Annotated in this window: 20 protein-coding genes; 15 read left to right on the forward strand and 5 right to left on the reverse strand. The window is 66.7% G+C overall.

The window, feature by feature from the left end:
* Window positions 1–48: 48 nt before the first annotated feature.
* Together ACWDTF_RS18330 and ACWDTF_RS18335 are read right to left on the reverse strand one after the other, a co-directional pair.
* On the reverse strand, window positions 49–999 hold the full coding sequence (locus ACWDTF_RS18330) for a M56 family metallopeptidase (protein ID WP_240857152.1): 951 nt from the start codon (window positions 997–999) through the stop codon (window positions 49–51).
* A gap of 42 nt (window positions 1,000–1,041) precedes the next feature.
* Window positions 1,042–1,440 carry a BlaI/MecI/CopY family transcriptional regulator gene (locus tag ACWDTF_RS18335; RefSeq protein WP_240857151.1) on the reverse strand — a complete coding sequence of 133 codons (399 nt, stop codon included), beginning with the start codon at window positions 1,438–1,440 and terminating at the stop codon, window positions 1,042–1,044.
* A 346-nt stretch (window positions 1,441–1,786) separates the two neighbouring features.
* Here ACWDTF_RS18335 and ACWDTF_RS18340 point away from each other — a divergent pair, with 346 nt between their 5' ends.
* The 8 genes from ACWDTF_RS18340 (at window position 1,787) to ACWDTF_RS18375 (ending at window position 8,166) form a co-directional block, all read left to right on the forward strand.
* A complete protein-coding gene (locus tag ACWDTF_RS18340; protein ID WP_240857150.1) occupies window positions 1,787–2,215 on the forward strand; it encodes a PaaI family thioesterase in 429 nt (142 codons plus the stop codon).
* Window positions 2,212–3,480, forward strand: coding sequence for a DUF6986 family protein (locus ACWDTF_RS18345; RefSeq protein ID WP_355272881.1), 1,269 nt, complete (start codon window positions 2,212–2,214; stop codon window positions 3,478–3,480). The genes ACWDTF_RS18340 and ACWDTF_RS18345 overlap by 4 nt, the downstream gene beginning before the upstream one ends.
* A gap of 144 nt (window positions 3,481–3,624) precedes the next feature.
* Window positions 3,625–3,927, forward strand: coding sequence for an urease subunit gamma (locus ACWDTF_RS18350; RefSeq protein WP_240857148.1), 303 nt, complete (start codon window positions 3,625–3,627; stop codon window positions 3,925–3,927).
* 48 nt (window positions 3,928–3,975) lie between these two features.
* On the forward strand, window positions 3,976–4,317 hold the full coding sequence (locus ACWDTF_RS18355; protein ID WP_240857147.1) for an urease subunit beta: 342 nt from the start codon (window positions 3,976–3,978) through the stop codon (window positions 4,315–4,317).
* A gap of 1 nt (window position 4,318) precedes the next feature.
* A complete protein-coding gene (locus ACWDTF_RS18360) occupies window positions 4,319–6,037 on the forward strand; it encodes an urease subunit alpha (RefSeq protein WP_449754800.1) in 1,719 nt (572 codons plus the stop codon).
* Window positions 6,038–6,050: 13 nt separating this feature from the next.
* Window positions 6,051–6,728 (forward strand): urease accessory UreF family protein, encoded by a 678-nt coding sequence (locus tag ACWDTF_RS18365; RefSeq protein WP_433254739.1) that lies wholly within the window; start codon window positions 6,051–6,053, stop codon window positions 6,726–6,728.
* Between the two features lie 42 nt (window positions 6,729–6,770).
* Window positions 6,771–7,451: an urease accessory protein UreG gene (ureG, locus tag ACWDTF_RS18370; protein ID WP_240857144.1), complete on the forward strand. Its 681-nt coding sequence runs from the start codon at window positions 6,771–6,773 to the stop codon at window positions 7,449–7,451.
* Between the two features lie 7 nt (window positions 7,452–7,458).
* On the forward strand, window positions 7,459–8,166 hold the full coding sequence (locus ACWDTF_RS18375; protein ID WP_433254736.1) for an urease accessory protein UreD: 708 nt from the start codon (window positions 7,459–7,461) through the stop codon (window positions 8,164–8,166).
* Window positions 8,167–8,831: 665 nt separating this feature from the next.
* On the opposite strand, the gene ACWDTF_RS18380 is transcribed toward ACWDTF_RS18375, so the two are convergent.
* Together ACWDTF_RS18380 and ACWDTF_RS18385 are read right to left on the reverse strand one after the other, a co-directional pair.
* Window positions 8,832–10,286, reverse strand: coding sequence for an NAD(P)/FAD-dependent oxidoreductase (locus ACWDTF_RS18380; protein WP_240857141.1), 1,455 nt, complete (start codon window positions 10,284–10,286; stop codon window positions 8,832–8,834).
* 120 nt (window positions 10,287–10,406) lie between these two features.
* Window positions 10,407–11,030: a GNAT family N-acetyltransferase gene (locus ACWDTF_RS18385; RefSeq protein WP_240857140.1), complete on the reverse strand. Its 624-nt coding sequence runs from the start codon at window positions 11,028–11,030 to the stop codon at window positions 10,407–10,409.
* A 145-nt stretch (window positions 11,031–11,175) separates the two neighbouring features.
* On the opposite strand from ACWDTF_RS18385, the gene ACWDTF_RS18390 reads away from it, so the two are divergent.
* Genes ACWDTF_RS18390 through recD form a run of 4 tightly spaced genes read left to right on the forward strand, consistent with a single transcriptional unit; the run spans window position 11,176 to window position 20,356 of the window.
* Window positions 11,176–11,625 carry an acyl-CoA thioesterase gene (locus ACWDTF_RS18390; RefSeq protein WP_240857139.1) on the forward strand — a complete coding sequence of 150 codons (450 nt, stop codon included), beginning with the start codon at window positions 11,176–11,178 and terminating at the stop codon, window positions 11,623–11,625.
* A 12-nt stretch (window positions 11,626–11,637) separates the two neighbouring features.
* Window positions 11,638–15,042, forward strand: a complete 3,405-nt coding sequence (gene recC, locus ACWDTF_RS18395; RefSeq protein ID WP_449754801.1) for an exodeoxyribonuclease V subunit gamma — start codon at window positions 11,638–11,640, stop codon at window positions 15,040–15,042.
* Complete coding sequence (locus tag ACWDTF_RS18400; RefSeq protein WP_433254728.1) at window positions 15,039–18,467, forward strand: UvrD-helicase domain-containing protein; 3,429 nt, start codon at window positions 15,039–15,041, stop codon at window positions 18,465–18,467. The genes recC and ACWDTF_RS18400 overlap by 4 nt, the downstream gene beginning before the upstream one ends.
* Window positions 18,464–20,356 (forward strand): exodeoxyribonuclease V subunit alpha, encoded by a 1,893-nt coding sequence (gene recD, locus ACWDTF_RS18405; RefSeq protein ID WP_449754802.1) that lies wholly within the window; start codon window positions 18,464–18,466, stop codon window positions 20,354–20,356. The genes ACWDTF_RS18400 and recD overlap by 4 nt, the downstream gene beginning before the upstream one ends.
* 421 nt (window positions 20,357–20,777) lie before the next feature.
* Here recD and ACWDTF_RS18410 read toward each other — a convergent pair whose 3' ends face one another.
* A complete protein-coding gene (locus tag ACWDTF_RS18410; protein WP_240857135.1) occupies window positions 20,778–21,533 on the reverse strand; it encodes a PIG-L family deacetylase in 756 nt (251 codons plus the stop codon).
* Between the two features lie 211 nt (window positions 21,534–21,744).
* On the opposite strand from ACWDTF_RS18410, the gene htpG reads away from it, so the two are divergent.
* The 3 genes from htpG to ACWDTF_RS18425 all read left to right on the forward strand — a co-directional run bounded on the left by htpG (window position 21,745) and on the right by ACWDTF_RS18425 (window position 25,275).
* On the forward strand, window positions 21,745–23,748 hold the full coding sequence (gene htpG / locus ACWDTF_RS18415; RefSeq protein WP_240857134.1) for a molecular chaperone HtpG: 2,004 nt from the start codon (window positions 21,745–21,747) through the stop codon (window positions 23,746–23,748).
* Window positions 23,749–23,891: 143 nt separating this feature from the next.
* Entirely contained in the window at window positions 23,892–24,761 is an 870-nt protein-coding gene (locus ACWDTF_RS18420) for a hypothetical protein (RefSeq protein WP_355272860.1), read from the forward strand.
* Window positions 24,762–24,876: 115 nt separating this feature from the next.
* Window positions 24,877–25,275 (forward strand): hypothetical protein, encoded by a 399-nt coding sequence (locus ACWDTF_RS18425; protein WP_449754803.1) that lies wholly within the window; start codon window positions 24,877–24,879, stop codon window positions 25,273–25,275.
* Window positions 25,276–25,327 lie beyond the last annotated feature (52 nt).

Raw genomic sequence — 25,327 nt, forward strand, 5'->3', positions numbered from 1 at the left:
TGGTGCCCGTCCTGCGGCTGACCTGCGAGCCTCGACGCCTCCGCCCTGTCAGGCGGCGGACAGCAAGCGGGTGAGTTCGGTGAGCCAGGGGATGGCGACCGCGAGCGTCGGGACCACCAGAATCGAGGCGGCAACGCAGTAGGCGAGCACTGCCACTGCGCGCGCGGGCCGGTCGTCGGCGAGCCGGTGCACCCGAGCCAGCGTCGTCGGACCACCCACGGCCATGGCGCCGCGGGGAGCAACGGCGTCGGCACAGGCGACGAGAGCTCGACCTAGCGTGGTGGGGGTGGTTGCCCGGACCGCCTGGTCGTCGGCCAGCGCCTCGACGAGCAATTGCACTGCTCCGAGCGCCGAGCTGCTGCGCACGAACCGCGGGAATGCCTCGTGAAGTGCGATGAACGCTTCCAGGACCAGGTCGTGACGGGCGCGCAGATGTGCGCGTTCGTGCGCGATCACCGCGACGAGTTCATCACGGGTGAGTCGGTGCACCACACCCTCGGAGATGACGACGCGTTGACGCAAACCCGGCAGGCAGTAGGCGAGTGGCTGCTCAACGTCGATCATCCGGACGTCGCGGGCGTGCAGCGGATCGGATGCGTCACGTCGATCGCAGCGATCGAGGATGTCGATGAGTTGGCGGTGGGAGGCACGCCGAGCTCGCGTGCGCAGGCCGACACGAATTGTGGTGAACGCCAGTCGCGCCCCGATGAGCAGGGTCAGTGCGAACACACCGACGTATACCGCCCACAGCGGCAGACCGATCCGCTCGATCTCGTGCAGCGGATGTGTCGTCGGGGTGCCGTCCGGGCCGGGTGCGAGCAGATTCGCCGCAATCGCCAGACCACAACTGAATGCCGACAAGACGGCGGCCAGCGCGATCGCCTGCCATAGCGTCATCGCCGCACGTGGTGCGCGGACCGGCCACTTGGCGCGCGAGAGCGCCTCAGGGGCAGGGCCGACCAGCACCAAGGTGAGGATGCCGAAAAGCAGGGCGGTCATCTGGCGGTCCTAGCGGTGGGCTGTTGAGGTACTGGGAAAAATCTAGCCGTTTTCCGGAGCTCCGCGTGCGGCTTCGAGTTCATCGAGCGCATGGCGGAGCGCGGCGGCCTCATCGGCGCCGACGCGACCGACGAACGACACCAGGGCGGCGTGGCGGGATCCAGGAGCATCGGCTTCGCTCAACGCGTCGACCATGAGGCTGGCGACGAGGTCCTCGCGCGGATGGGTCGGGACGTACTTGTGGGCCCGGTCGTCACGGATCTGGGTGACCAGATTCTTCTTCGCAAGGCGCTGCAGCACCGTCATGACGGTGGTGTACGCCAGCGAGCGATCGCGCGAAAGCGTGGCATGCACCTGACGCACGGTTTGCGGTGTGGAACTCGCCCACAACGTGTCCATGACGGCACGCTCCAGATCGCCCAAGCCATTCATCCTTCGCATTTTACTGTCGTATCTCCTACTCGCCGCATTCGCGGTCAAATCCGGTGCCTGACGTGGGTGTCGGGACCGATCTCGACTCGCCTTTCGAACCGCCCTTGACAGGATTGGTAAGGCTAGCCTACATTAAGAGTCACGTCGGACCGCGCGAGTGTCCTGAGGGCTGCAGAGACCCCCGGTCCACGCCACGGTAGGCCCCACGTTTCATCCGAAACGTGGGGCCTACCGGTCTCTTGAGGCCGTTTTCCATGGTCGGGAACTCAACGTCGGAGCCGGCATGGACGTTCCCCGCTCATTCACGTTCTCGGCCCATTCACGTTCTCGACACAGTCGTGACAGGGTTGGACTCATGACAGTGGATACAGAGAAAGCCGTGCGGGAGTCGATCGGTCGCGGCCTCGATGCCGTTTTGGGCCTGACGCCGGTCGAGGTCGGCGCCGACGGGATTCACGCGACGCTCGAGATCACCGAAGCGCACCACCAGCCCTTCGGGATCGTCCACGGCGGCGTCTACTGTGCGGTCGCCGAGAGTGTCGCGAGCATGAGCGGGTACTTCTGGTTGCAGGAAGCCGGGATCGGCGGCACCGCAGTCGGGGTGAACAACAACACGGACTTCCTCCGGTCGATCAGCTCCGGTGTCGTCACCGCACGTTCGGCACCGATCCATCGTGGCCGCCGCCAGCAGTTGTGGGCTGTCGAGATGACCGATGAGCGTGACCGGCTGCTGGCTCGCAGCCAGGTTCGTCTGCAGAACATCGAGCTGCCCTCCGAGGGATGACCGGGGTGAGTGAACCGCGACCAGACGCCCATCGAGGGCTGCGCGCGGACACCCGATCGGCGGTCGAGACGATCCTCAACGATGTCGACGCCGACCTCGATCGCCTTTTCCCCGGCGACGACGCGGTCTCTCAACCGATCCACACGGTGTATGTGTCTGCCGCCGACGCCGAGGCCGGCACCCCCGCCACGTGGGGTGTCGAGGCACTGGCGATCGCCGACGCCGCCGCGGCCTCCCTCGGCGGTCTCGCCACGGCCGAGGTGATCGACCTCGCTCGCGCGCGACTGCGGTCCAACCCGATCGTCGATCTGCGCATCGACCTCGAGGACGGATACGGCCGACGACCCGACGCCGTCGAGGATGCCGACGCACGGCGTGCCGGCGAGACGCTGGCCGCCTGGGTCGCCGACCGCCCACACACGCCCCGGGTCGCGGGGATCCGCGCGAAGGGCCTCGGCGCGCTAGAACGTGCGCGTGGGATCAGGACCCTGGAACTGGTGCTCGACGCCGCGGGAGGGGTTCCGGACGGTTTCGTCTTCACAGTGCCCAAGCTGCGCGACGTCCGTCAGGTGGACGCCGTCAACCTGATCTGCGCGGATCTCGAACGCGCCCACGGGATTTCCGATGGCACGCTCCGTTACGAGCTTCAGGTGGAGATCCCGCAGGCGGTGCTCGGTGCCGACGGTCGGGCGACAGTCGCCGAGGCGATTCATCGGGGCCGGCCCCGAATCAGCGGCGTGCATTACGGCACCTACGATTACAGCGCCGCGTGCGGCATCGTCTCCGCGCAGCAGTCGCTGGCCCATCCTGCAGCCGACCACGCGAAGTCCGTGATGCAGGTTGCCGCGGCGCAGACCGGGGTGTGGGTGAGTGACGGCTCCACCCAAGTGGTCCCGGTGGGCGACCCCGATCAGGTCGCCGCGGCGCTGTCGCGCCACCACGCGCTGGTCACCAGGTCGCTGGAGCGGGGTTTCTACCAAGGCTGGGACATGCACCCGGGCCACCTGATCACCAGATGGATGGCGGTGATCGGCTTCTTCCGCACTGCGATGCCGACGGCCGCGGCACGGCTCCAGGCCTATTTCGAACGCAGTTCGGGCGAGGTGATGGACGAGCCGGCAACCGCGATGTCGCTTGCCCTCGTCGTCGGCCGGGGAGTGGCTGCCGGAGCCTTCACCCCCGATGAGGTCGCCGCGATCGCGCCGTTGTGCACTCCGGCGCGTCTCGCTGAACTGCGGTCGCAGGGTGGCGCCCTCGCCGACTGACTCGCATGCACGTCCGCCGGGATTCGGGCCGAACCGCTCACCGAGCCATGACGCCGACTCCGTGGCAGGATGACTCCATTGCCCACCTCTGCCACCGCGGAGTGCGGGCCGACGCAGTGTCCGGCGGGAACAGGAGAGATATCGGTGCGACTGTCGCCGCATGAACAGGAACGTCTGCTGATCTCGTATGCGGCGGAACTGGCCCGACGACGACAAGGTCGGGGCCTCAAGCTGAACCATCCTGAGTCAGTCGCGATCATCACCGACCACGTCCTGGAAGGGGCGCGAGATGGCCGGTCGGTGGCCGAGCTGATGAGTTCCGGACGCGAGGTCCTGCGCCGCGAGGACGTCTTGGACGGAGTGCCGGAGATGCTGCACGACGTGCAGGTCGAGGCGACATTCCCGGATGGCACCAAGCTGGTCACCGTGCACAACCCGATCGACTGACCGTCGACGTCGACACATGCGAGGCAACACCGAGGCGAGGAGGCGTTGATGGCGGGATCGCAACCGGCGGAGAGGATTTCATCCGTGATACCCGGCGAGGTGATCGCTGCACCCGGCACGATCGAGCTCAACGAGGGTGCACAGGGCGTCACCCTCGCGGTGGTCAACACCGGCGATCGGCCGGTCCAGGTGGGCAGCCACGTTCATTTTCCGCAGGCCAACGCGGCGCTCGACTTCGACCGCGCCGCGGCTCGGGGTTGTCGGCTCGACATCCCGGCGGGCACGGCGGTGCGCTTCGAGCCCGGCATCGAGATGACCGTCACGGTCGTACCGCTCGGTGGTACCCGAGAGGTCCACGGGATCTCGCTCGACCCACCGGGAAGGATCTGACGTGGCGACACTCGACCGCGGGCGGTATGCACAGTTGTTCGGCCCGACGACGGGCGACCGTATTCGCCTCGCCGACACCGATCTGCTGATCGAGGTCACCGAGGACCGCAGCGGCGGACCGGGCCGGGCCGGCGAGGAGGCGGTCTTCGGCGGCGGCAAGGTGATCCGGGAATCGATGGGGCAGAGCCGGGCCACCCGCGCCGACGGCGCCCCCGACACTGTCATCACCGGCGTCGTGATCCTCGACCACTGGGGAATTATCAAGGCGGACTTGGGTATTCGTGACGGACGCATCGTCGCGATGGGTAAGGCCGGCAACCTCGACACCATGGACGGGATTCATCCGGACCTGGTGATCGGACCGTCCACCGAGATCATCGCGGGCAACGGCAAGATCATCACCGCCGGCGGGATCGACTGCCATGTCCACTTCATCTGTCCGCAGATCATGGACGAGGCACTCGGCAACGGAATCACCACGCTCATCGGCGGCGGCACCGGACCCGCCGAGGGCAGCAAGGCGACCACAGTGACCCCGGGTGCGTGGCACCTGAGTTCGATCCTCGCCGCGACCGACGGTTGGCCGATGAACATCGCGTTGCTGGGTAAGGGCAACACGGTGAGCGCGGAGGCGATGCACGAGCAGATCAGGGCCGGCGCATCGGGTTTCAAACTTCACGAGGACTGGGGGAGTACCCCGGCAGCGATCGACGCCTGTCTGCGGGTGGCCGACGAGACCGGGGTCCAGGTCGCGCTGCACTCGGACACGTTGAACGAGGCGGGGTTCGTCGAGCAGACGCTCGGCGCGATCGCGGGGCGTTCGATTCACGCGTATCACACCGAGGGTGCCGGTGGCGGTCACGCGCCCGACATCATGACGGTCGCCGCTTACCCCAACGTGCTGCCCAGTTCCACCAATCCGACCCGGCCGCACACCGTCAACACTCTCGACGAGCACCTCGACATGCTCATGGTGTGTCACCACCTCAATCCGACCGTGCCGGAGGATCTTGCGTTCGCGGAGAGCCGGATTCGACCGTCGACCATCGCCGCCGAGGACTTGCTGCACGACCTCGGGGCCATCTCGATGATCGGCTCGGACGCACAGGCGATGGGGCGGATCGGTGAGGTCGTGTTGCGTACCTGGCAGACCGCCCACGTGATGAAGCGCAAACGCGGTTCCTTGGCCGGCGACGGCGCGGCCGACAACACCCGCGCTCAGCGGTACGTGGCGAAGTACACGATCTGTCCGGCGATCGCGCACGGGTTCGACGACGAGATCGGGTCGGTCGAGGTCGGGAAACTCGCCGACCTGGTGCTCTGGGATCCCGCGTTCTTCGGCGTGCGTCCGGACGTGGTGATCAAGGGCGGCGCGATTGCGTGGGCGGCGATGGGCGACGCCAACGCCTCGATCCCGACACCGCAACCCGTCTTTCCCCGTCCCATGTACGGGGCGGCGCCCAAGGTCGCCGCGGCCACCTCGGTCAGCTTCGTCGCACCGGGATGCGACGACGACCTCGCCGGCCGAATCGGCCTCGACCGTCGGCTCGTCGCGGTGAAGAGCACCCGCTCGACCGGCAAGGCGGACATGCCGAACAACGATGCGTGCCCGACCATCGAAATCGACCCCGACACCTTCACCGTGCGCGTCGACGGCGAGGTGTGGGAATCCGAACCGGTCTCCGAATTGCCCATGGCCCAACGGTATTTCCTCTTCTGAGTCCCAATCCGACATGACTTCCGCAAACGCATCTCGCGACACCGGCCGGTACGACAACTCGCCACTGGCGATGATGCTCACGCTCGCCGACTCGCGACTGCCGGTGGGTGGCCATGTTCATTCCGGCGGGGTGGAACAGGCCATCAGCGATGGGCACATCCGCACCGTCGACGACCTCTCGCGCCATCTGCACCGTCGGCTTGCGACCACCGGCCTGGTCGCCGCGTCGATCGCGGCGGCGGTGGCCGACGCGACCATGGACGTCCCCACCGCGATGCGTGAGATGGACGCGCGCACACCGTCTTCCGCCGCAAGGAAGGCGTCCTACGCGCAGGGCCGCGGGATGCTGCGACTGGCCCGCCGAATGTGGCCCGACACCGAGTGGGCCGAGCACACCCCGCGCACCCATCATCCGGTGATCGTCGGCTCGATCGGATCCCTGTGTGCGCTTTCGGGTTTCCACACCGCGCTGATCCTGGCGTACACGACCACCAGCGGGGCGGCCACCGCCGGACAGCGTCTGCTGGCGCTCGACCCGGCTGACGTCGCACTCGTCATCGCCGATCTGGGTGTGGCCTGCGAGCGCATCGCGGCGCAAGCAGCTGTCGAGCCGGCCGACCTGTCCGACCCTACGATGGACGTGTTCGCCGAACGGCACGAGCGTCGCGCCATGCCCCTGTTCGCTTCCTGACCGAGTCTCGACCGACGGACAACCAACGCAGAGGAGAACCCCATGCCCCCGCATCTGATGGATGGCCAGCCGCATTCGCACGACCTCGACCGCCCCCGGCGACGTCGCGAACCCGGTGAGGCGCTGCGCGTCGGGATCGGCGGTCCCGTCGGCGTCGGCAAGACCCATCTCGTGGCGGCATTGTGCCGCGAACTCCGCGACCAACTGTCGGTAGCCGTGCTCACCAACGACATCTACACCACCGAGGACGCCGACTTCCTCCGACGGCACGCTGTGCTGCCCGACGAGCGGATCGCCGCCGTCCAGACCGGCGGTTGTCCCCACACCGCAATCCGCGACGACATCACCGCCAATCTCGACGCGATCGACGACCTCGTCGAGAAGAACCCGCCGCTCGATCTCATCCTGGTGGAGTCCGGCGGCGACAATCTGACCGCGACCTTCTCCACCGGGCTCGTCGACGTCCAGATCTTCGTGATCGATGTGGCGGGCGGCGACAAGGTGCCGCGCAAAGGTGGTCCGGGCGTGACCTACTCGGACCTACTCGTCATCAACAAGACCGACCTCGCCGAGCGGGTGAATGCAGACCTCGACGTCATGCGCACGGATGCCGAACGGGTCCGTGAGGGACGGCCGACGGCGATGATCTCGTTGACCGAGGACCCGACCGCGGGCGACGTCCTGGCGTGGGTCCGGACGCAACTCGCCACGGTGTCGGCCTGAGGGGATCATGCAGACCGAGGTGACGATCACCGCCCGGCCCGACAGGTCACCGCGGATCACCGCAACGGGCGCGATCACGGTGCGTCAGACCGGTCGTCACACCATCCACCTCGTCGGTGCAGCGGCCACCCCGCTCGGTGGCGACGACATCTCCGTGCGGGTAGAGGTCGCCCCGGGCGCCCACCTCGAGGTGCGTTCGGTCGCCGCGACGATCGCCTTGCCATCGGTCGGGCGTGCCGATTCGACCGCCCGTTGGGAGTTGACGGTCGGCGAAGGTGGCCTGCTCGTCGTCGACCCGGAACCGACGATAGTTGCTGCCGGTGCGCAGCACAGGTCCCGGACGATCGCCCATCTTGCATCCGACGCCGCCGTCGCGATCCACGAACGCGCGCAGATCGGTCGGCGATCGGTGGATCGGCAAGTGGTCGATGCGGGTGGTTCGTGGCAGGGCGCTCTCACCGTCGACCTCGACGGTGACCCGCTACTGCGTCATCAGACGGTCATCGGGGAACATCCCGGGGTCCCCACCACGCACCGGGCATTCGGAAGCGTGTTCCGGTTTCCCGACACCCGCGGCGACGACGTCGACCCGAACGAATTCGTGGCGCGCCTCTCCCTCGCCGGTGGCGGCACCCTGACGACAGCGCTGGCCGACACCGCCGCCCGGTGCCGGACACTGTACGACGCCCTAGACACCCGAGCCGTCCTCACCTGACCCGGCATCCAGCCTTCTGACCTGCGGAAACGCGACACCCTCACCGCTCCCTGAGGTGCGAGCGGAGCTCGAAGGGCCTGGCGAGCCGACGACGTGGGTCGCTGACCCGAAGAGTTAGGTGACCAGCCTTCTGACCTGGGGGAACAGGATGCCCTCGTGCCAGCAAAATCTAGGGGAAGAGTTTCTTCCCCGGGTTTCACAGTCGTCCGCCAGAAATTTCCGGGGGAGGACACCAAGGGTAGGGGACGAACTCTCTTCCCCTAGTTTATTTGGGCGCGTGTGCCTGCATTGCGTTCGACGCAGGGCGAAGACCGCCGATCGGTGACTGAGATCGGGCCTGTCAGCGTCGGCTTCCGGCATATTCCCCGAGGACCCCGCTGCGGGGCCCGATCTCAGCCATCCGACGCGGCGACCGCTCGATTCGGGTAAGAGTTGCCGACCGCAGAGTCGCCTGGTGGGCATGTCGCAATTGCAGAAACCGCGTGTCTGGTCAGAAACCCGGGCGCACCAGCGGTTTCTGGCCACACCGAAGGTTTCTGGCGACGATTGCGGTTTCGGCGACGGGGCCGCACTCTCTTCCCGCCTCCACGATCGCCGACGACGTCGGCGGGTGGGTCGCTGACCCGAAGTCCTGGTGACTACCTTGCTGACCAGTGTGGACCGGATCAGCTGGCCTCGGCTTTTTCCTCAGCCGGCTTGGACTCATCGGCTTTCTCGGGTTCCGGGGTCGCCCCGGCCGATTCCGCCTCGGTCTCCTCGATCGACTTCTTCTCGAGTTCACTGAGCTGGCCGATCGCGGTACGCGCGTAGACCTGCTGTTCGGTGACGGCCAGCTGCGTGCGGCCCTTGGTGGTGAACGCGAAGAACCAGTTGACGAGCGTGTTCAACCGGTTCCGGAAGCCCACCAGGTACACGAGGTGCAGGGCCAGCCAGCCGAGCCACGCGAAGTAGCCCTCGGTCTCGAACTTCTTCTTGGTGCCCGGGATCGGGACCTGCATCACCGCGCTGAACCGGGAGATGGTGGCCATCGAGCCCTTGTCGTAGTAACTGAACGGCTTGCGCTCGTCGGGGGTGTGGCCCTTCAGCTCGGCCTTGATCGCGTCGGCCGCGTAGCGTCCGCCCTGGATTGCGCCCTGCGCCACGCCGGGCACGCCGTCGACGGCCATCATGTCGCCGACCACGAACACGTTCGGGTGACCCGGAAGTGAGAGGTCGGGCTGCACCTTCACGCGGCCCGCACGGTCGAGTTCGACGCCGGATTGCTCGGCGAGCTGCTTGCCCAGCGGGCTCGCCTGCACGCCGGCCGACCACACCTTGCACTGCGATTCGATGCGACGGGTGGTGCCGTCCTTCTCCTTGACGACCAGGCCGTCGTAGTCGAGATCGACGACCATCGCGTTGAGCTGGATCTCCACACCCATGCGCTCGAGGCGTTTCGCCGCCTTGCCGCCCAGCTTCTCGCCGAACGGAGGCAACACCGCGGGCGCTGCGTCGAGCAAGATCACCCTCGCCTCGGTGGGGTCGATGTTGCGGAACGCACCCTTGAGGGTCTTGTCACTCATCTCCGCGATCTGACCGGCCAGTTCGACGCCGGTCGGCCCGGCACCGACCACCACGAAGGTCAGCAGCTTGGCGCGTTCGGCGGGATCGTCGGAGAGCTCGGCCTGCTCGAATGCGCCGAGAATGCGGCCGCGCAGTTCGAGCGCATGGTCGATGGTCTTCATACCGGGTGCGAACTCGGCGAAATGATCGTTCCCGAAGTACGACTGGTCGGCTCCGGCCGCAATGACGAGGTCGTCGTAGGGAGTGACCGTGACTCGCTCGAGTAGCCGCGACGTGACCGTCTTGGCCTCGAGGTTGATCTCGAAGACATCGCCGAGGTGTACCCGGGTGTTCTTCTGCTTGCGCAACACGACGCGGGTCGCCGGTGCGATCTCACCCTCGGCGACGATGCCGGTCGCCACCTGGTACAGCATCGGCTGGAACAGGTGGTGGGTCGTCTTGGCGATGAGGGTGACGTCGACATCGGCCTTGCCCAGTCGCTGGGCAGCGAACAGACCGCCGAAGCCGGAGCCGATGATGACCACACGCTTACGGGAGTGCGGGGTTGGGCTGCTCACGAGAACATCTCCTCTGGCTCGAATCGTGGGACTCGATCGTCGCGGGCGGATCCGTCGCGATCACGCCGCACAACCACTAACGGTAGTCAATGATGCTGGGTTGTTCGCGTCGAGCACCACTCAGGCGGTGAGGTCGGTCGAACCGGACCATCGCGAGGTGAAGAATGTCCACTGGGCCCGGACGATCTCGTACTCGACTTCGGCCTGATCGAAACCGCCATCGGCCAGGAAACCCAGGACCGACGGGGGTGGGGACAGCTCGTCGAAACGCTCGTCGGAGACATGGATGGCGGCGAGGCTCATGCCCAGCTTCTCCATCACGCGTCGTGAGCCCACGTTGATCGCCATGGTCCCGGCGAAGACCCGTTCTGTCCCGAGGTGGCCGAAGGCGAAGGCGAGAACCGCACGCGACGCCTCGGTCGCAAGACCTCGGCCCCATGCCGCACGTCTGAGCCGGTAGGAGAGCTCCAACTCGGTGCGGTTGCTGTGGCGTGGCGTCCGCAACGACACCCACCCCAGGAACGACGACGACGCCGGATCGACGATCGACCACATTCCGGTCCCGTGCGCGACGCGTTCTGCCTCGGCACGAGGCAGCACCCATTCCTCGATCACCGCGCGGGACGTCGGTACACCTGCGCTGACATACCGCATGACCTCGGGATCGCCGTCGAGGTGAACCAGATCCTCGACGTCGTCGGGGCCCAACGGTCGCAGGCGGGTGCGCGGCGTGTCGATGTTCACGTTCGTCCCCTGCCCTTGATGCTCCCCGCGCGTGAGTGTACGACCTCGTGAGACGTTGTGACCCGTCGTTCGCGTACGGGTGTGTCGGACTGCTGGTGTCGGGGTTGGTGCGATCGTGTCGGCCGACGTCGCTAATGTGCCAAGGGTGGCCGACGACTACCACCTCGACATTCCGCTGCAGCTGCGCTGGGGCGACATGGACATCAACAACCACATCAATAACGTGCAATTTGCGCGCTTGTTCGAAGAAGCTCGGGTCCGATCGTTCGCGGACTGGCTTCCGCAGCGGCCCGAGGGTTTCTCGATGCTGGTCGCGAGGCAGGACATCCAGTTCTCGGCACCTCTGGAATACACGGCCGAGCCGATCTGCGTGCGCAGTGCGGTGAGCCGAGTCGGTACGTCGTCGTTCGTTATGGCCCTGCGCCTCTTCGACGATCGGGGAGTCCTGTGCGCCTCTGCGGAGACGACGATGGTCGTCATCGATCCCGCATCCGGCCGACCGAAACCGATTTCGGACGATATGCGCGAGATGCTCGGCGGCCGTCTCGGAGAGCCGGTGGCCTTTCACGCGAGCCGGTCCACGACCGTCAACTGACCGCCGACGAACATGCTGTTTCTGCACCGCGCGGAGCGAACAGACACCCTGGCCGACGCACTGGCCGATCTGATCGCAACACCCCTCGCCGACCCCATGCAGGCGGAGATCGTGTCCGTGCCTGCGGTCGGTGTCGAGCGGTGGCTGCAGCAGCACCTGGCCCGCCGCCTCGGCTGCGGACCGTCGAATGCCGACGGCATCGCGGCCAACATCGACTTCTCGTCACCCTCGCACCTGGTGGACACGATCGTCGCAGCGGTACAGGGCGACGCGGCAACCGAACCTCGGTTGCCGGTCGACGAGCCGTGGCGTGCCGCAGCCCTCGTCTGGCCGGTCTTGCGAGTGCTCGACCGCCGGATCACCGACCCCGCGCTGGCCGTGATCGCGCGACACATCGGCGCAGGCGACGACGCCTCGCCCCGCGTCGGACGCCGGTTCGCCACTGCCCGGCACCTGGCCGATCTGTTCGAACGCTACGGACGTACCCGGCCGTCGATGGTCGCCGCCTGGGCGAACGGACGCGATGAAGACGGCGCCGGCGGCCCCATCGCGTCCGACCTCAAATGGCAGCCCGACTTCTGGCGCGCTCTGCGTGACGAGATCGGCCGGCCGCATCCCGCGGAATCGTTACCGCAACTGTGTGAACGTCTCCGCGACGATCCGGCCGCGGGTGGCCTGCCCGAGCGGTTCTCGATCTTCGGTCCCACCCGGATCACCGAGGAGTTCCGTCAAATCATCGTCGCGGCCTCGCATCACCACGACGTGCACCTGTTTCTGCCCCATCCGAGCCCCGCACTGTGGGACGCACTGGCAGCGGTCGTCGATCCGGACGCCACAGCACCACCACGACGCACCGACCGTCCCGAGGTGCCGGTCGGGCACCCGCTGCTCGCGAGCCTGTCGCGCGACGTGCAAGAACTGCAGGCCCGGTTGCTCCCGTCGGCCGATGAGGACATCCATCATGCCGCACGCAGCGCAGCACCCCGGACACTGCTCGGCGCCCTGCAAACCGGCCTTCGCGACGATCGGCTCGAAGATTCTGCAGTACAACCGGATTCGTCGGTGGAGATTCACGCATGTCATGGTCCCGAGCGTCAAGTGGAGGTCCTCCGCGACCGCTTGCTGCATCTTTTCGCCGCCGACCCGACCCTGCAGCCTCGCGATGTTCTCGTCATGTGTCCCGATGTCGAGACCTTCGCGCCACTCATCCGCGGGGCCTTTGGACAAGCAGGCTTGTCGCATCCCGCATTCGCGCTGCGCGTCCGACTCGCCGACCGCACGATCCGCCGTGTCAATCCCATCCTCGACGTCGTCGCCGCGGTCGTCGAGCTTGCGGCCAGTCGAGTGAGAGCGGGAGAAGTCATCGATCTCATCGGGCACGAGCCCGTTCGGAGGCGGTTCGCCTTCACCGACAGCGAGGTGGACCGCCTACGAGAATGGTTGGCCACCGGGAACATTCGATGGGGGATCGACGTCGATCAGCGTGCTCGGTTCGGCCTGGCCGGATTCGGGCAGGGCACGTTCGAATCGGGCCTCGACCGGATCACGCTGGGCGCAGTGGCCGAGGAACAAGACGGCGAGTGGTTGGGCACCGCGCTGCCGCTGGCCGGGGTGGAGAGTACCGAGATCGACCTCGCCGGCCGGTTCGCGGAACTGATGGCACGCCTGTCCGCGGTTCTGGACGAACTGAGCGGAAGCGCTCCGGCAGCCCGATGGCGCGAGGCGCTCATCGACATCGTGGACACCATGACGACGACCGACCCTGTCGATGATTGGCAACGCGCACAAACGATCCGGCTGATCACCGAGGCATTCGGCGAAGACCGCGACAGCGACAACGGGGACGCGGCAACGCTGCTGCGCCTGCCCGATGTACGCGATCTGATCTCGGCCCTGGTCGCCGGACGACCGACGCGATCCAATTTCCGCACCGGCGAACTGACGGTCTGCACGATGGTGCCCATGCGCTCGGTACCGCACCGGGTCATCGTGCTCCTCGGCATCGACGCCGAGGTCTTCCCCCGTGTCCAACGAGTCGACGGCGACGATGTCTTGGGCACAGATCCGCTTGTGGGCGAACGCAACCCACGCGACGAGGACCGCCAGTGCTTCCTGGACGCGATGTGCGCGGCAGGCGAATCGTTGCTGGTGTTCTACAGCGGCGCCGACCCGGTGTCGGGCCGACGCATCCCACCTGCCGTCGTGGTGAGTGAGTTGGTGGACACCGTCTCGACGCTGATCGACGCCGATGAGGATCCGGTCCGGCATCACACGCTTCATGGATTCGATCGGCGCAACTTCATCGCGGGTGCGCTGCCGGGAGTCGCCGCGCCGTTCAGCCACGATGCCACCCTGCTCGAGGGTGCCCTTGCCCTGCGCAACCCGACCGAGGCGACCCGCCCGATGGCAGCGGCCGAGCCGCTCGACGAGGCGGCCGCCGATCCGGCGGAGACCGACATCGATCTCGACGCCCTGATCGACTTCCATGTGGATACGATTGCCGGCTTCCTGCGGCAGCGTCTGGGCACCCGAGTACCGAGAGAAGAACGCGCACACGACGATCAACTCGACGTCGCACTCGATCCGCTGGAAGCGTGGGGTATCGGCGACCGGTTCCTGTCGCGGATGCTCACCGGCGCGACCATCGAGGAGTGCCAGGCCGCGGAACTACGACGAGGTACGTTGCCGCCCTTCGCATTCGGAACTCGAACCCTGTCTCGGATCTCTCAGGTCGCGCAGAATCTGCATCAGGCCGTCGCGGATGTGCGTACCGGATCACCGGCGATGCTCGACATCGACGTCACGCTGCCGGACGGGCGCCGAGTATTCGGAACGGTCCCGAATGTGTTCGGGACGCGACTCGTCACGGCCACCTACTCGCGGCTGAAGGCGAAAGCTCTGATCACCGAATGGATTCGGATCGTCGCCGTCGCTGCCGGTGCGGCGTCGGGCAGTGTTCCCGCGGGACGCATGACCACCGGAATCGTCGTCGGACGCGCCGTCGGCGGTGCAGGTGCCGCCCGCGTGACCTTCACCCCGCCTGACGACGCCGTCGCGACTCTGCACGATCTCGTCCGGATTCGCGACGAAGGGCTGCGCACGCCGCTGCCGCTGCCGCTGGACGCGGCGCAGGCATTCGCCCAGCACGACGCAGGCGGCCGCCGACGTGAGTGGGGACTGCGTGCGGCAGAACGAAGCTTCGCCGATCGCTATGGTGCGCATCGCGATCCGAGTGTCCGGCTGGTCCTCGGCGGGGACGTTCTGGCGACCGTCGCCTTCGATGACGTGATCGTGCGTCGTCCTGCGGACGCAACGGTTGCCGACGCCCTCGACCTCGACCCGGAGGAACCGCTGTTCTGCGGTCTCGCCCGCCGAATCTGGCAGCCGCTGCTCGAGCGCGCGGAAGGGATTCGATGAACGTCCCGGCCCCCTTCGACGTCACCGAGAGTCTGCCCGATGCCACCACCGTCCTCGAAGCGAGTGCGGGCACAGGCAAGACGTACGCGATCGTCGGACTCGCAGCACGACAACTTGCCGATGGCGTGCCCATCTCCCGGATGTTGCTGGTCACCTTCAGCCGTGCGGCGACCGCCGAACTGCGGGAACGCATGCGCGAACGCGTTCGTGGTCTCCTCGACAGACTCGCCGATCCCGAGGCCGCACGCTCATCTCCTGATCCGTTGGAACGTTTGCTTGCGACCGGAACGGAAGACGCCGTGCGATCGCGCCGTGACAATCTCGTGCGGGCATTGTCGGATTTCGATGCGTCCACCATCGCGACCACTCACACCTTCTGCAATCGGATGCTGGAAACCCTGGGCTTCCTGGGCGAACGCGAAATGGTTTACCAGATCGTCGAAGAGGTCGACGATCTCACCGACGAGGCCGCTCTCGATCTCTACCTACGCGGGTTCTCGGCAAGCGACGCACCGGAATTCACCTTCGAGCAGGCCACGAACATCGCGCGGTCGGCCGTGCGGCAGCCTGCCGTGACCTTGGCCCCCGACCCCACCGAACTCGACACCGGCCGGGCGGCCGGACGAGTAGCGGGGATGCGCGTCCGATTCGCGACCAAGGTGCGTGAGATCGTCGAATCCCGCAAACGGACGTCGCGGTTGCGCACCTACGACGATCTGCAGACCATCCTTCACCGGATCATCACCGACAAAGACGTCGGTGAAGCAGCGTGTCGCCGCATCCGGAACTCATTCGACGTGGCTCTCGTCGACGAGTTCCAGGACACCGACCCCCTGCAATGGGAGATTCTCCGGCGATGCTTCCACGGGACCCGCACGTTGATCCTGGTGGGCGATCCCAAGCAGTCCATCTACGGCTTCCGCGGGGCAGAGGTGCTGAGTTACCTCTCCGCGGTCCGATCGGCGGACACCCTGCGAGTCCTCGACACCAATCGACGGTCGGACGGGGCACTGGTGTCGGCGCTGTCCACCCTGTACGGCGGCGCGACGCTCGGCCATCCCGACATTGTCGTGCGCCCCGTCGAGGCCGCCTTTTCCGGCTCCCGTCTGCACTCTGCGGCGAGCGCCGTGTGCCCGTTGCGGATCCGGGTGTTCACCCGGCAGGACTTCAGCTCCCTCAACTCTTTCGGAGTGCCCTCCGCCCCGAACGCGCGCAAAAGCGTCATCGTCGACGTGGCCGACGACATCACCGCCACACTGACCGCCGGACTCACCATCGAGGTGGAGGGCGAGCGACGGCCGGTCGAGCCGGGCGACATCGCGGTTCTCGTCCGCTCGAACAAAACCATCGAGCCGTTGCAGGCCGAGCTCGCCCAGCGCGGGGTCAACGCCGTCATCGGGTCGGGGTCGACGGTGTTCCAGACGATCGCTGCACAACACTGGTTGTGGGTGTTGCGTGCGATCGAGCAGCCCTCGCGCCCTGATCGGGTGCGCTTGGCGGCACTCACCCCGCTGCTCGGGTGGACCCCACAGCGGCTGGCGCACGACGCCGAAGCGGGGACCGCCGAACTCGGTTCCGAATTCGCCGCACTCGGTCACCTCCTGACGCAGGTGGGCTTCGCTGCGATGGCCCAGCGGCTGATCGCCGCGCAGCAGGTGTCCGCACGGGTACTCGGAATTCACAACGGTGAGCGGCTGCTGACCGATCTGCTGCAGGTGTCGGCGCTGTGCAACCGGCACGTCGTCGAATCCGGCGAGGGGATCAGCGGTCTCGTCGAATGGTTGACGGACCGGATCGCCGACACGTCACGCCGGCAGCGCCACGAGGATCAGAGTCGCCGCCTCGATCGCGACACCGATGCCGTCGCGATCATGACCGTGCATGCCAGCAAGGGTTTACAGTTCCCGATCGTGTACGCGCCGTTCGGGTGGGACGGAACGTGGATCGACGACGACGGCGACCTGACCTACCACGACGACGACGGCGACCGGATGCTCGACGTCGGAGGACCCGCGGCGCCGGGTCGAAACGACCGGCGAGCACGGTATGCGTCCGAGGTCGCCGGGGAAGATCTCCGACTGCTGTACGTGGCTCTCACTCGCGCGCAGTCGCAGGCGGTCCTCTGGTGGGCTCCCACCGCGACCACCCCGACTGGCCCGCTGCATCGGTTGATCTTCGGCCGTGCGGACGCGGGCCGCGACGACGACGGTCACACGACGGAGCCGACCTGGACCGTCGCGCAGTCCGTGGACGTGCCCGACGACCATCAGTGTGTGGCCGTGATTCGGGAACTCGCGCAACGTAATCCGTTGATCGAGGTGTCCCCGGCGGGTCGGCCGACGGGTGTCGAGCGATTGCCCGACGCCGATGCCGAGCCCGAACCCGACCTGGCGGTCGCGGCGTTCGAGCGACCGATCGATCAGGAGTGGCGCAGGACCTCGTACTCGGCGATCGTCGCCGCGGTGGGACACGCCGACGTGCCCGCGCCGATCCCGCACGGGAGTGCCCAGGTGCAGGCCGCGATCCAGACCGGCAGCGAAACCGACGGCGCCCGCCTCGACACGGCTCTTGACGACGAACCGGTTGCCGCAGACCTCGATTACACGGCGGAACCCGAGTTCGCTGACACGACCGCACTGCCTGGAACGCCTTCGCCGATGTCCGGTCTGCCCTTCGGCGCGAGCTTTGGCACCCTTGTCCACGAGGTACTCGAGTACGTCGACACCTCGGCGCCGGACATGCGTGCGCATGTTCGCGAGTTGTGTGCGCGTTCGGCGGATGTGCGGGGCGGCGCCGTCGATCTCGACGTGTTGGCGAACGCCCTGTCCGGTGTGCTGACAACTCCGCTCGGCTTCGGCGATCTGTGGTCGATCAAACCCCGAAACCGGTTGTCGGAATTGGATTTCGAACTCCCGCTTGGTTCCGGGGAAACGGCCGACGGTGGTACCACCGTCGGCGCGATAGCCGACCTCATGAGGCGTCATCTCGCCGCTGACGACCCGCTGCGGCCGTATTGTGAAGTGCTGGGACAGCTTCCGCGGCACCGCCTGCGGGGGTATCTGACCGGCAGCATAGATTCGGTGCTGCGCACTCCCGACGGCCGGTTCGTGGTGGTCGACTACAAGACAAACCGACTCCGACCGGGTGACCTCGTCGTGGAAGACTTCGATTCCGACGCCATGGCCGCCGAGATGATCAAGTCCCACTACCCGTTGCAGGCTCTCCTGTATTCAGTTGCGCTGCATCGATATCTGCGATGGCGACTCGCCGATTACCGACCTGCAGACCACCTCGGTCCGGTCCAGTACCACTTTGTCCGCGGAATGGCGGGTCCCGACACCCCGCCTGGCTGTGGTGTGTTCGAGTGGAAGCCAGCCGTGCAGTTGATCACCGACATCTCCGACGCATTGGCCGGTGACCGATGAACGGGGGCGCATCGGCGTCGCACCACGACCAGCGCGCACGCTCTACCGGCGACCTCACCCGGGTCGTCGGCGCGCGCGGCATCCTGGGTCGCTGGAACGACGCAGGTGTGCTCGCCCCAGCCGACGTGCACATCACCGAGCGCCTGGTTCGAATGTGCGGAGAACGACTCTCGGACCCCGCGCTTCTCGGCACCGCGCTGGCGATTCGGGCAGTCCGACTGGGCTCCACCTGCCTCGCCCTCGACCGACTCGACGATATTCCCGACGATCCGTCCCTCGCACTGCCACCCCGAGAAGAGTTGATCACCGAGCTGCTCGACAGTCCGCTGGTGGTCGGTACCGACGCTGGTCCGCTCCGACCGTTGGTGCTGATGACCTCCGACGACGGCCCACTCCTGTACCTGCAGAAGTACTTTCGTCAGGAACAAGCAATCCGGGACATCCTGCACACACGATCACAGAGTGCGCCCGAGGTGGACCAGACACAATTGCGCACAGCCGTCGGCGAGGTGTTCGGTAAGCCGGATTCGTCTGATCACGAGGCCGGCGACCTGCAACGGCACGCGGCTGTCGTGGCGGCCACGCGCTGGACCACGATCCTGGCCGGTGGGCCGGGAACCGGCAAAACCTACACCGTCGCAAGAATTCTCGCCGTCCTGCGAATGGTGCACGGCGGTGGACTCCGGGTCGGCTTGTGCGCGCCGACCGGCCGTGCCGCCGCACAACTCCAGGCATCGGCGTCTCTACGAGACGATGGCCTCCCGTCGGGTGCTCCACCACAGGCGGTGACGGTGCATTCGCTGCTGGGGTGGTATCCCGGCTCGAATCCGCGGTTCGGTCGGGGACACTCGCTTCCCCACGACGTGATCGTGGTCGACGAGACCTCGATGCTCTCGATGACGGCGATGAGCCGCGTCCTCGAAGCGGCGCGGCCCGACGCACGGGTGATCTTCGTCGGCGACCCGCACCAGCTGGCCTCCGTGGATGCCGGTGCGGTTCTCGCCGACCTCGTGGAACGAACCGGCGCCGCTGACGGGCCAGACAACGAGGTCGGTGACGGAGTCATCACGCTGCGCCGCGAGTACCGTTTCGCCGGCGGGATTGCCGAACTGGCCGCGGCGGTGAACGCCGGTGATGCGTCGCGGGTCCTCGACCTGCTCACCGACCCCGGGCTGGCCGACATCGAACTCGTGGCACCCGACGCACTCGAGGCCACACGGCACGACGTCATTTCGTGGGGCGACGAATTGCGTACCGCTGCGCTGGCCGCCGACGCGGATGCGGCGGTCGACGCGCTCGATTCACATCGGGTTCTCTGCGCTCACCGGGAGGGATTCTGGGGGGTCCGCGGCTGGTCGCGCCGGATCGCCGAATGGCTCGGACACGCCGATGGCGACGGCGTCGGATGGTATGCGGGACAACCGATCCTGGTGACCGCCAACGATCGGCAGACCAGGACGTTCAACGGCGACACCGGTGTGGTCATCGTCGACCCGGGAACCCCTGGCCCGCTCGCTTCGCTCCCGGCGCCGGGTACATTCGGCCCGCTCGCTTCGCTCCCGGCGCCGGACCGTTCCGACGCGTTGCGGGTGGCCTTCCGACGCGGCAGCGAGATCCGGATGCTGCATCCCACCGCTCTCGCGGAGGCAACCACGGTGCACGCGATGACCATTCACCGCAGCCAGGGCAGCCAGTTCGAGCGGGTGACCGTGGTACTGCCGCCGACGGGTTCGGAACTGCTCACGCGGGAACTCCTGTACACCGCCATCACCCGGGCACAGAAGGCCGTCCGCATCATCGCGACGCCCGATGTGGTTCGAGCGGCGGTGGATCGGCGGGTGCAGCGGGCCAGCGGTCTTCGCTCGCCGGTCACGCCACTGACTCGATGAGTTCGGTGACTAGCGCTCTGACCTGCACATAAGCGTCCACCACCCCACCGCTCTCTGAGGTGCCCGAGGCGCCGGCCGAGGGATGCCTCGAAGGGCAGGTGAACGGGCCACGTCAGCGAGGCGCCGGGCCACTGAAAGTCGGGGAAGGTTCTTCCCCTACTTTCTGCCCCTGCTTGTTGAGTCGTCCGCGAGAAAATTCGCGGGGAGGACTCCAGGGATAGGGGACGAGTTTCTTCCCCTATTTTTCGTGGATCATCGTCGCCGCGCCGCGCTCCACGGCCCTCTTCCCGCCTCCACGATCGCCGCCGCAGGCGGCGCGTGGGTCGCTGACTCGTTGAGTTCGGTGATGGGCTAATTGATGTCGGGTGTGTGGTCGTGTGAGCGCCGAGCGTGCTTCCCAAGTCGACGATCGTCAACGCGATCAGACCAGGTCGCACCCACCGGGTACCAGGTCGCGACGTTGATAGTTCTCCGATCCGAGCAACCGCCCGCGGATGTCGTCGGGCAGCGACATGAACATCGCGATCGTTCGGCTGCGGTCGATCTCGGTGCGGTGGGCGGAGATGGCTGCCGACTTCTCGGCGAGGAAGTCGGTCACGTCGATCGAGACGTCGATCGCGTCGGCGGGAGTGCCGGGCAGCTGTTCTCGTGGCACTGTCGGAAACAGCAGCGCCGCTATTTCCTCGATCATCCACTCGGCGATGGTGGCGAAGTACAGCGACTTAACCTGCCAAGCCGGACCGGAGCGTCGGTACAAGGTGCCGCACGCGGCAGCGTCGGCCGCGGCGCACGCGAGGCGGTGCGCGTGGACATGGTCGGGATGTCCGTAGATCCCGAACGCGTCGTAGGTGACGATCACGTCGGGCCGGAGTGCGCGAATGTGTCCGGCAAGCGCCCGAACCTGTTCATCGAAGGGAGAGAAGCAGAACCGCTGTGTGTCGGGGGCGGACTCCGGGACACGGTCGTCGGCATATCCGAGCATGATGGGGGGTCGGGGCATCTTCAGCGCGGTGACCGCGTCGAGGAGTTCTCGGGCCCGCCGGGTTCCGTCGGCCCAGGTGCACATCACCAGATCCACCTCGCCACCTGCACTCGCGTGACGTGCGATGAGTCCCCCGGTCCACATCGATTCGTCGTCGGGGTGCGCGTGCACGCAGAGCAGTCGAGGTGCGCCCATCCACCTGGCTTCCTGTTCGGTCGGCCCGGCCTGCAGCGGCGAACGGAGCCGAGTAGCACCTTCAGGGTAACGGGTGATGCGACGGCCAGTCCTGGTTGTTGTGACGGTGCCGTGAGTCGGTTCCGGTCGTCTCGGTAAAGTCGGAACCCGTCAGATAGGAGTCATCGTCGACGGCTCGGGCGGCGATGAGCGGTACAGGTGGAGGTCGGAGATGACGACTCGGTCAGAGGTTCACGAATTTCAGGCGGAGACCCGGCAGTTGCTGGATCTCTTGGTGCACTCGGTCTATTCCAACAAGGACAGCTTCCTGCGTGAGCTCGTCTCCAACGCGTCAGATGCGCTGGACAAGGTTCGCCTGGAGTCACTGCTCGATTCGGACCTCGACGTCGACACCACCGATCTGCACATCACGCTCGACCCCGACGCGCAGGCACGCACCCTGGTGGTGTCCGACAACGGCATCGGCATGTCGCGGGAGGACGTGATAGGCCTGATCGGCACTCTCGCGCGGTCGGGCACCGCCGAGTTGCGGCGCACGCTCGCCGAAGCGAAGCAGGAGGGTGACACGGGGGCGGCCCAGGAGCTGATCGGCCAGTTCGGTATCGGCTTCTACTCGACCTTCATGGTCGCCGACAAGGTGACCCTCGTGACGCGCCGTGCGGGGGAGTCGGTCGGGACCCGCTGGGAGTCGGCGGGTGATGGCACTTACACGATCGACGATGTCGACGACGCCCCGCAGGGCACGTCGGTCACGTTGTCGCTCAAGCCGGTCGACACCGACGACCACCTGTACGACTACACCGACAAGGCCAAGCTCCGTCAGCTGGTCAAGAAGTACTCCGACTTCATCGCGTGGCCGATCCGGATGGACGTCGAGAAGACCGTCCCGATCGCGAAGGACCCCGACGCGGAGGATGACGCCGACGCGGACGATGCGCAGGAGCCGCAGACAACCACGGTGACCGAGACCGAGACCGTCAACTCCATGAAGGCTCTTTGGTCGAAGTCGCGGGACGAGGTGTCCGACGACGAGTACCACGAGTTCTATCGGCATGTGGCCCACGCGTGGGACGAACCGCTCGACATCATCACGCTGAAGGCCGAAGGCACCTTCGAATACCAGGCGCTGCTGTTCATCCCGAGCCAGGCGCCCTTCGATCTGTTCATGCGTGAACGCACCACCGGAATTCACCTGTACGTCAAGCGCGTCTTCATCATGGACGACTGCGCCGAACTGATGCCGGAGTATCTGCGGTTCGTCAAGGGTGTGGTCGACGCGGCCGATCTGTCGCTCAATGTCTCGCGGGAGATCTTGCAGCAGGATCGGCAGATCCGGGCGATCCGTCGTCGCCTCACCAAGAAGGTGATCTCGACCGTCGGCGACATGCGCGCATCCCGGCCCGACGACTACCGCACCTTCTGGGAGAACTTCGGCCGCGTCTTCAAGGAGGGGCTCGTCAATGACGTCGACAACCGGGATGCCCTGCTGAAGGCGTCGGCGTTCGAATCCACCCATTCCGAGGACGAACTGACGTCGCTGGCCGACTACGTGGGCCGGATGCGCAGCGGCCAGGACACCATCTACTACATGACGGGTGAGTCGCGACAGCACATCGTGAACTCTCCGCACATGGAGGCGTTCAAGGCCAAGGGCCTCGAGGTGCTGGTCCTGCACGACCCTGTCGACGAGATGTGGGTGACCGGCGGCGCGGAGTTCGAGGGCAAGACGTTCCAGTCGGTGGCCAAGGGCGCCGTCGATCTCGACGACGACTCCGACGAGGCGGATTCGTCGGCCAAGGAAGAGCAGAACAAGACCTTCGAGGGCCTGCTCGACTGGCTGGGGTCCACCCTGTCCGACGACATCAGCGAGGCGCGCCTGTCGACCCGGCTCACCGAGTCCCCGGCGTGCCTGGTCGGCGACACCTTCTCCATGTCCCCACAACTGGAGAAGCTGTATCGCGCTTCGGGACAACAACTTCCGAAGTCCAAGCGCGCACTCGAACTCAATCCCGACCATCCGCTCGTGGTGGGGCTCAACAACGCCTATGCCGGCGGTGAGCCGACCGAGCTCGCGGACACTGCCAAACTGATCTACGGCATGGCGTTGATCGCGGAGGGCGGCGAACTCGACGATCCCGCGGAGTTCGCCAAGTTGCTCGCGGCGCAGCTCACCGGCTCGGTGACCGGGGCCTCGACCGCCGGCTCCGACTCCTGAGCGCACCCGAGATCCCACCGACCACCGACCCTGTCGCATCGCGACGGGGTCGGTGGTTTGTCGGTTCGAGGCCCGTCGTTCTCGGGATCGCAATCGGTGTCACGGTTCTTGTGGTGCTGGCTCTGGTCATCACCCTCGTGCTCGTGACCAGGGACGATCAGCGATCCGACGGGATGCCGCGCTCGCCGGGCGATGCGGTACAAGGTTACCTGCAGGCGCTGGCCGACGCCGACGCCGACCGGGCCCGCGCGGTGACGACGCCCGCCCCGTCGACTGCGCTGCTCGGCGGCGACGTGCTGCGCCGACAGCGTGACCTCGCCCCGATCACCGACATCGTGGTGTCCGAACCAGTGTCCGACGGCGTCGTAAGCGCCCGCTACCGCATCGGCGATCGCCTCGCGGAGGTCGGTTTCCGTACGGTGGCGGCCGGCGGCGGCTGGCTGGTGTCCGACGGTGTGCTCGAACTACGTGTGGCCCCCACGCGCGTTCCGCACCCGACGCTCTTCGGCACCGAGATCACCGCGAACGTGCCGGTGTACGTCTATCCCGGACCTCGCGAGTGGGGCAGCAGAGATCCCTACGTGGGCGCGAAAGATGCTGACGGCCAACCATTTCCGGTAGGGCCTCAACCACCGTCGACCGTTCGCCTCGATCCGGAACTCACGGCCGCCGGGCATGCCGCCGTCAGCGAGGCCGTGCAACGTCATCTCAACTATTGCGCGGGTTCTCGAGAACCGGATGCTGCCGTGGACCGACCGGGGTGCCGGCAGCACCTCAATCGTTCGGCCGTGCCCGGCACGGTGCGGTGGACTGCGCCCAGCGATACGACCGGATTGTTCCGGACACTTTCGACCGCGTCGGTGACGACGGTCGATGTGGCGGGAGCGGTGTCCTGGCAAGCGACCTACACCCCGTCCTACGCCGCCGACACAACACGGACCGCGGTCAACGACGACTACCTCGTCGGCTCTGTTGACCTGACCGCGAAGCCACCCTTGTTCACCGAGGGATAGCCGAGCATTGCTCGCGTGACACGCCCGCCGTCATTCGGTCGGGGGGTGCCGAGGTGAAGGGTCGGTACGCGTCAGTTATCGTGGCACGATTGCTGATTGCGAGGGGGAGTGTGGCATGACGAATTCAGGTGGATACGGCGGCGGATTCCAGCCGATCGACGGCGGGTACGGTCCATCCGGTGTACCCGGCCAACCGCAGCCCGGGTACCCGAACGCGGGTCCGACCCAGCAGTACCCGACGGCTCCCCAGTATCCGGCCGGACAGCAATACGCGGCCACCGCCACTCATGGTGTCGCAGGCCCCGGTTTCGGTCCGCCCGCCGGGCCCCCACCGCCGCCCAAGTCCAACAAGAAGATGCTGGGCTTGATCATCGGTGGCGTGGCAGCGCTGGTTGTGGTCGTTCTGGTCGTGGTGACCCTGGTCCTCGTGCTCGGCGGCGGCGAGGACAAAGCCGGGTCGGCCAAGGAAGCGGGGGTGTCAGATGGTCTGTGTAAGTCCAGTGCTCATCAGTGAGAGGACAATCTATGAGCATGGCGTTAGACGATAAGCAGCACGACGACGGTCA

Source organism: Gordonia sp. NPDC003422 (assembly GCF_053588675.1).